Origin of the sequence: Pseudomonas nabeulensis, assembly GCF_004682045.1 — a bacterium.
Classification (GTDB): domain Bacteria; phylum Pseudomonadota; class Gammaproteobacteria; order Pseudomonadales; family Pseudomonadaceae; genus Aquipseudomonas; species Aquipseudomonas nabeulensis.
Map to the genome: position 1 here is coordinate 1 of NZ_QUZT01000125.1, position 7,090 is coordinate 7,090.

General features: G+C 62.7%; 5 protein-coding genes. 3 read left to right on the forward strand and 2 right to left on the reverse strand.

Annotation, left to right across the window (positions count from 1 at the left end; all coding sequences use genetic code 11):
• Positions 1-270: 270 nt before the first annotated feature.
• The 3 genes from DYL61_RS30845 to DYL61_RS30855 all read left to right on the forward strand — a co-directional run bounded on the left by DYL61_RS30845 (position 271) and on the right by DYL61_RS30855 (position 5,212).
• Complete coding sequence (locus tag DYL61_RS30845; protein WP_135311531.1) at positions 271-2,328, forward strand: methyl-accepting chemotaxis protein; 2,058 nt, start codon at positions 271-273, stop codon at positions 2,326-2,328.
• A gap of 226 nt (positions 2,329-2,554) precedes the next feature.
• Positions 2,555-4,282: an OPT family oligopeptide transporter gene (locus DYL61_RS30850; RefSeq protein WP_135311532.1), complete on the forward strand. Its 1,728-nt coding sequence runs from the start codon at positions 2,555-2,557 to the stop codon at positions 4,280-4,282.
• Between the two features lie 303 nt (positions 4,283-4,585).
• Positions 4,586-5,212 carry a glutathione S-transferase family protein gene (locus DYL61_RS30855; protein ID WP_135311533.1) on the forward strand — a complete coding sequence of 209 codons (627 nt, stop codon included), beginning with the start codon at positions 4,586-4,588 and terminating at the stop codon, positions 5,210-5,212.
• A 47-nt stretch (positions 5,213-5,259) separates the two neighbouring features.
• On the opposite strand, the gene DYL61_RS30860 is transcribed toward DYL61_RS30855, so the two are convergent.
• Positions 5,260-6,519: a hypothetical protein gene (locus DYL61_RS30860; RefSeq protein WP_135311534.1), complete on the reverse strand. Its 1,260-nt coding sequence runs from the start codon at positions 6,517-6,519 to the stop codon at positions 5,260-5,262.
• 59 nt (positions 6,520-6,578) lie between these two features.
• Positions 6,579-6,941 carry a hypothetical protein gene (locus DYL61_RS30865; protein WP_135311535.1) on the reverse strand — a complete coding sequence of 121 codons (363 nt, stop codon included), beginning with the start codon at positions 6,939-6,941 and terminating at the stop codon, positions 6,579-6,581.
• Positions 6,942-7,090: the final 149 nt, after the last annotated feature.

Below are 7,090 nucleotides of genomic sequence, written 5' to 3' on the forward strand. Positions count from 1 at the left end.
CCTCGGTCTAACTGAAACACCGAGGTGCCTGGATTTGGGGCGGCTTCGCCACCCAGCGCGGGGCAAGCCCGCTCACTACAGAGGCAATCTTGGGCATGCCCCTTTGCATTGAATGTGTATTTTTGCCTCATTTCAGTGCAAGCCTTCTGCGCTGTCATCGCCCAATCCCCTGTATCTACGGCCTCCCTCCCCACGGCCCATATCTTGCTTGCCCCTTATCAATCAATGACATGGCGTTTTGCCGTTAGGTTGTTTTGGGAGTGGTCGTACATGCACAGCCTTTTATCACCGGGTATACGTCTGCTGGGGCGCTTTGGCTTTGCACGCAAATTCCAGATCCTGTTCTTGCTGTTCATGCTGCCCCTGGCGGGCAGCCTTTGGATGATCGGCGTGGACTATCGCGACAAGCTCGGCGTGATTTCCAGCGAACAATCCGGTGTGCGCCAACTGCTGGCCCTGGAGGCGCTCGACGGCCAACTCACGGCCCAACGCAACCTCGCAGCGCGCTGGAAAGCGGCAGATATCCTGCACGCCCCCATCCCGGCGGCCAAAGCCGCGATGGATAAAGTGGACGCGAATTTCCCGCTGATCCTGCACAGCCTGCAAGCCCTGGGCGAGTCCCTGAAAACCCTGCACGCCAGCAGCGACACCCTGGCGCGCTTCGACGCGCTACAAGCCACCGTCAAGGGCATGGACTCCCAATCATTGCGCACCGTGGGCTGGTGGCCGGACGGCTATGATCGTTTCACCACCGCCCTGACCGCGATGCAAAGCCTGCGTGAACAAATCACCCTGGACTCCGGCCTGATCCTCGACCCTTGGCTGGAAACCTACTTGCTGATGCAGATTTCCACCCAGCACACCCCTGACCTGATCGAACGCATCGGCCGTATGGCCAGCGTCGGTCAGTCGTCCATCGCCTCGGGGCAGTTCACCCTGCAAAGCCGCTTGCAGATGCGCGACCTGCGCGGCCGTATCGGTGATGCGCAAGACCAACTGGCCAAGGCTGCCGGTTCCCTCAAGGCCAAGCCGTTCGACGGCAACCAGGCCTGGTCGGCGCAATACGACCATCACCTGCAGCGCCTGGGTAACGAACTCAACGTACTCGACGAAGGCGTATTCGGCGGCACCATCAAGCTCGACACGGCAGCGTTTGAAACCAGCGTCGACACCATGGTCGACAGCCTGGGCGCGCTGCGCAACCAGTCGCTGAGCGCCCTGGATGCGCGGTTGAGTTATTACCACAGCCGCTCCCTGCAACAGATCATTCCCGTGGCGGCGACTTTCAGCCTGTTGGCGTTGGCGGCGTTGTACCTGTTCATGTGCCTGCAAGCCTCCATCCGCCGCAGCGCCAGTGGCATCACCACCCTGGCCGAGTCCCTGCGCGATGGTAATTTGTGCGTGGAAGTGGCGGTACAGGGGCGTGATGAGCTGGCGGCCATCAGTACTGCGCTCAACGTCGCGGTGATGCAATTGCGCACCAGCCTGCTCGGCGTTAACCACGAAACCCAGCAACTGGGCTCTGCGGTGTTGACCCTCAATGCTCAGTCCGGCAACACGCTTAACGAAGTCGAAGACCAGCAACAGCAAATCAGCCAGATTGCGGCGGCAGCCACCCAGTTGGCGGCCACCTCCATGGGTGTGGCCAAAAGCTGTGAGCAAGCCTCGGGCAGCGCCCAGCACACCCGACGCATCGCTGAAGACAGCAGCCGCGACAGCCAGCGCACCACGGCCAGCATCCAGCAGCTCAACCAGCGCCTCACCGACACCGCCAATGCGCTGGAACAAGTAAGCCAACAAGGCCAGCAGATTCAATCGGTGGTCGACACCATTCGCGGCATCGCCGAACAAACCAACCTGCTGGCGCTGAACGCCGCCATCGAAGCCGCCCGCGCCGGTGAACAAGGACGCGGCTTCGCGGTGGTCGCCGATGAAGTGCGCAGCCTCTCGCAACGCACCCAGGCCTCCACCGCACAGATCGCCGGCACGGTGGACAGCCTGCGCGCCACGGTGAGCCAGGCGGTCAACCTGATGGGCGTGGCGTGCGAACAGGCGTTGACCGACGCCGAATCCGTCACGGGCCTCGGCGCACGGTTGGGCGAGATTGCAGGGGCGGTGCAGACCGTCACCGACACCCTGGCCCAGATCGCCACGGCGGTCGAAGAACAGGCGGCGACGGCGGATGAAGTGAGCGGCAATATCCAGCAAGTGGACCAGGCGGCAGGGCGCTTGCTCGATGGCGCACGGGCGGTGAACCGCGCGGCGGATGTGTTGAGCAAAGGCAGCCGGGCTTTAAGTGATAACACCGCAATCTTCCGCTTGGGCTGAACCTCTCCCAGGCAAAGGAGACTCAATGTGGGAGGGGCGGTGCGACGACTCGACTTGCCCCCGATAGCGGTGTGTCAGCCACTACATCTGGCTCTGACCCACCGCCATCGGGGGCAAGCCCCCTCCCACAAAAGTCCTCCAGTGTTGTCACCACCGTGTCGGAACCTTCGGGGTATACAGGGCTCACTTGTTAGGTCGCCCTGTTGTGTTGCCGAAAGGACTCTGCATGTCTTCGCTCCCCCAACCCGTCCCCGTCACCCGCGAACTCAGCCTGCGCGCCGTTATAACCGGCACGGTGCTGGGCATTCTGTTGACGCCTTCCAACGTGTACGCCGGGTTGAAGATCGGCTGGTCGTTCAACATGTCGATCATTGCCCTGTTGGTGGGCTATGCCATCTGGCAAGGCCTGGCCAAGCGCTCCAGCGAACAACTGCCGTGGACGCTGCACGAGAGCAATATCAACCAGACGGTGGCTTCGGCGGCGGCGTCGATTATTTCCGGCGGGCTGGTGGCGCCCATCCCGGCGTACACCTTGCTCACCGGCAACCAACTGGACGCGTTGCCGATGATCGCGTGGGTGTTCTCGGTCAGCTTCCTGGGCATCTGGATCGCCTGGTACCTGCGCCCCTCATTGCTTAATGACAAGGCGCTGAAATTCCCCGAAGGCATGGCCACTCTGGAAACCTTGCTGCACATCTACAACCACGGCCGCGAAGCCGCGACCCGTTTGAAGGTGCTGCTCAGCGCCGCATTGCTCTCTGGCCTGGTGAAGTGGGTAGACACCTTCCTCTGGGCGTTCCCACGTTGGTCCCCCACCGCCCTGTTGGAACGCCTGACCTTTACCGCCGACCCGTCGCTGTTGCTGGTGGGCTTTGGCGGCATCATCGGCATTCGCGTGGGCCTGACCTTGCTGCTCGGCGCATTGTTGGCGTGGGGCGGCTTGGGGCCGTGGTTGCTGGCAGAAGGCTTGGTGACCTTGCCCGTCGACAGCAGCGGCCCACAGTTCGCCGCGCTGGTGGAATGGCTACTCTGGCCGGGCGTGAGCCTGATGGTGTGCTCGACCCTGGCGTCATTGGCGATTCGGCTATGGGAGCTGTATCACTCCACCCGCTCCGCTGGCGGCTCGGCCTGGACCGTGCCCAAACCCGGTCCGGCCGCCGGTTTTGTGCTGTCGATTGTGTTGGTGGTGTGCCTGCAATCCCTGCTGTTCGGCATCAACCTGTGGATGGCCTTGCTCACCATCCCCTTGGCCATTTGCCTCGCCGCCGTCGCCGCGCGGGTCGTGGGCGCCACCGGCATTCCGCCGATTGGCGCCATCGGCCAACTGTCCCAGTTGAGCTTCGGCATCGTCGCGCCGGGGCAGGTGCCGATCAACCTGATGAGCGCCAACACCGCCGGTGGCTCCGCCGGGCAGTGCACCGACCTGATGAATGACTTCAAGGTCGGCAAGGCCATCGGCGCCACGCCGCGCAAGCAAATGATCGCGCAGATCCTCGGGATATTTATCGGCAGCATCGTCGGCGTGTTTGCCTACCTGGCGTTGATCCCCGACCCGCAATCCATGCTGCTCACTGAAGAGTGGCCAGCCCCTGCGGTCGCCACCTGGAAAGCCGTGGCGCAGACCTTGAGCCATGGGCTGGAATCACTGTCGACCAGTATCCGCTGGGCCATTGCCATCGCCGGCCTGATTGGCGTGATGCTGGGCATCCTGGACAGCACCTTGCCCGCGCATCGTGCCCGCTACCTGCCCAGCGCCGCTGCATTGGGCCTGGCCTTTGTGCTGCCGGCCTCGGTGTCGTTGATGATGGCCCTGGGCGCGATGCTCACCTGGTTGGTGAGCTGCCGCTGGCCAAGCATCACCGAGCGTTTCGCGATCACCGCCGCAGCGGGACTGATCGCGGGCGAAAGCATCACCGGCGTCGGCGCCTCGTTGTGGGCGATGGTCTTGCAATGAGCGGGCGTGCCCTAATGCCAGTCAGTCAAGGCGAACACTATACCTGTGGCGAGGGAGCTTGCTCCCGTTGGGCCGCGAAGCGGACCCAGCTCTTTGTTTTAAAAGACGGGGACTGCTACGCAGTCCAGCGGGAGCAAGCTCCCTCGCCACAGGCTACCTTCTGCCCTCGCTACCTCTTAACTGACTGGCATTGGGGCTTGCCCCGCGCTGGGCGCCCGTCCCCCCGAAAATAATTGCTTGGCACTCCATGCCAGTGGCGTAGTCTCTTGACCAGTCTTTCACTGTCACCCAGCGGAGTTGCCCATGATCACCGTCCACCACCTTAACAACTCGCGCTCGCAACGCATCCTGTGGTTGCTCGAGGAACTCGGCCTGCCGTACCAGATCAAGCGTTACCAGCGCGACCCGAAAACCAACCTTGCCCCGCCAGAACTCAAGGCTGTGCACCCGCTGGGTAAATCTCCGGTGATCGAAGACGGCGACCAGGTGCTGATCGAATCCGCCGCCATCATTGACTACCTGATCCGCCGCCACGGCGCCGGTCGCTTGCAGCCCGACCCCGCCACCGCCGCTTACGACACGTATGTGCAATGGCTGCACTTCGCCGAAGGCTCGGCGATGTTGCCGTTGATGCTCAACCTTTACGTCGGCCGCCTGGGTGACGCGGGTGCGCCATTGCATCCACGGATTGAATCGGAAGTGGCCAATTACCTGGGCTACCTGAACGACGTGCTGGGGCAGACGCCTTATCTGCTGGGCGATGAGCTGAGCGGTGCGGATATCCAGATGAGCTTTATCGGCGAAGTCGCCGGGGCCCAGGGCAAGTTGCCGGCGTATCCGAATGTGGCGGCGTGGGTCAAACGCTTCCAGTCCCGACCGGCTTACCGCAAGGCTGTGGAGCAGGGCGGGGAGTATGCGTTCGCGAAATGAGGCGGGTGCGTTTGCCGGTGAAGGGTCACCGGCAAACGCTTGCTGGGTCAGCGCACCACGTCCAGCGCGGTGTATTCATTCACGTAGTGGGTCTGGCTCGACGTCGACTCCAGCGTCAGCGCAACGCCCAGGTCCTCGATAAACACCCGGGACGTCTTGTAGTCGCCCTGATCGCAAGCCAGCTTGATCGCGTCGCCGGTCAACGTTGCAAACACCTGGCGCGCCGGGATGCGTTCGCCGACCTTGCAGGTCATCGACGTGTCGATGGGCTTGTCGGTGGGTTTGCCCGGCACATTGACCATGTGCAACTGGGCGGTCAACGTCTGGCCCGGCGTCCAACTGGCGGGCACATTCACCTGCGCGTCACGGGTTTGCAGCACGCGGCCATCGCCCACACCGTTCATTTTTGACTTCAACTGGATCAGGTCCGCCTGGGTCAGGCGGTCCACGTTGAAGGTGCGGCCGTAGACCTCATTCTTCACCAGCAAGCCGCCTTCGGCCTTGAACGTGACCGTTGTCGGCAAGTCCTTGCTACCGTCGCCTTTCTTGGACAGGTAGGTGTAGCTCAATGCCTTGAATTTCGGTTGCAGCAGCGGCGAGTCCAGGCGCTGAAGCACAGTGGCCGGCACCTCGACATCGCTGATATTGATCTCTGCCACCGTGCGTGGGTAGTCAGCCGGTGCAATGTCCGGTCGCAGCCGCGCCAGCAGCCCGGCGTTAATCCCACCCTGTACCGAGCAACTGACCCGCGATTGCGTGCCTTGCTTGCCTTCCGGCTCCACGATCAGCACGCGCTCCACCTGGCGCAGGCCCGGCGCCTTGCCCGGCTGCGGCTTGATGAGCTGCCAGCCTTCGCCGACCTTGAGTTCGCTGCGGGTGTATTCCACGTCGCCTTTTATCAGCGCCCCGGGTTGATCCACCAAGGGCGCGAGGCGCTTGGCCACCTCGTCCACGCCGCCGTCCACGATGAACCCCCAGTAATAGAACAGGCCCAACGGGCCGAGGTCGGTGACTTCATCGTGATACGACAGCAGCTTCAACCCCGCGATGGCCGGTGCGCTGACCGGCACCGCGTTGGCTTTACGGTCCGCACGGTTTTTCACCGCGATCCAGGCGAAGTTCTTTTCCTGCTTGATCGGGGCGTAGGCCTGCCAAGCGGTGTGATGGGTATTCAGGCTACTGAAAAAACTCGCATCGCAGCGGGTGAAGGCCTTGAGCGTGTCGGCCAGTGCGGCGTCATCGGCGTGGGAAAGGGCCGGAGCCATCAGGGCAGAGGCGAGCAGGGCAGCAGAAAACGGCAACTTCATGGGACGGGACTTCCTTATCGAATGGCGGGGCGCATTATCCAGCACTTGGGCGGCAGGCTCTAGTTGGCAGCGCGAGTCAGGCGCAAACGCCAATTGCCGCCGTGTTGGGTGTGGCAGGCTTCTTCGCTGTCAAAGTGCACGCAACGCTGCAACGGCAGCGACGGGATATCCGCCTCGTGCAGAGCCGTGGCGGTGAGCTCGCGCATGCGCGCATCCAGGCCTGCTGCCAAGGTCTGATCCTTATGGGCGCGGGTGTCGAACACCCAGGTGATGATCAGGCTTTGGGGGAAGTTGGCGTAATTGACGGTGTGGGTCAGCCACTCGAAGCCTGGGATCTCGGCTTTGGCGGTGTCGCAGGCTTCGGTCAGCGAAGTGACCAAAGCCCGCTCGATACGGGTGATGTCACGTTTTGAAAGGGCCATGGAACGCTCTGCAAGAAGACAAGCGCCGCAGGTTAGCAGGCTGCGGGCTTGCTTTCAGCAGCGGTGGCGTGTCATCCAACACATTCCAATGTGGGAGGGGGCTTGCCCTACTGCCTGTCCGTTAAGGAAACAGCAAATGAGCGGCTTTC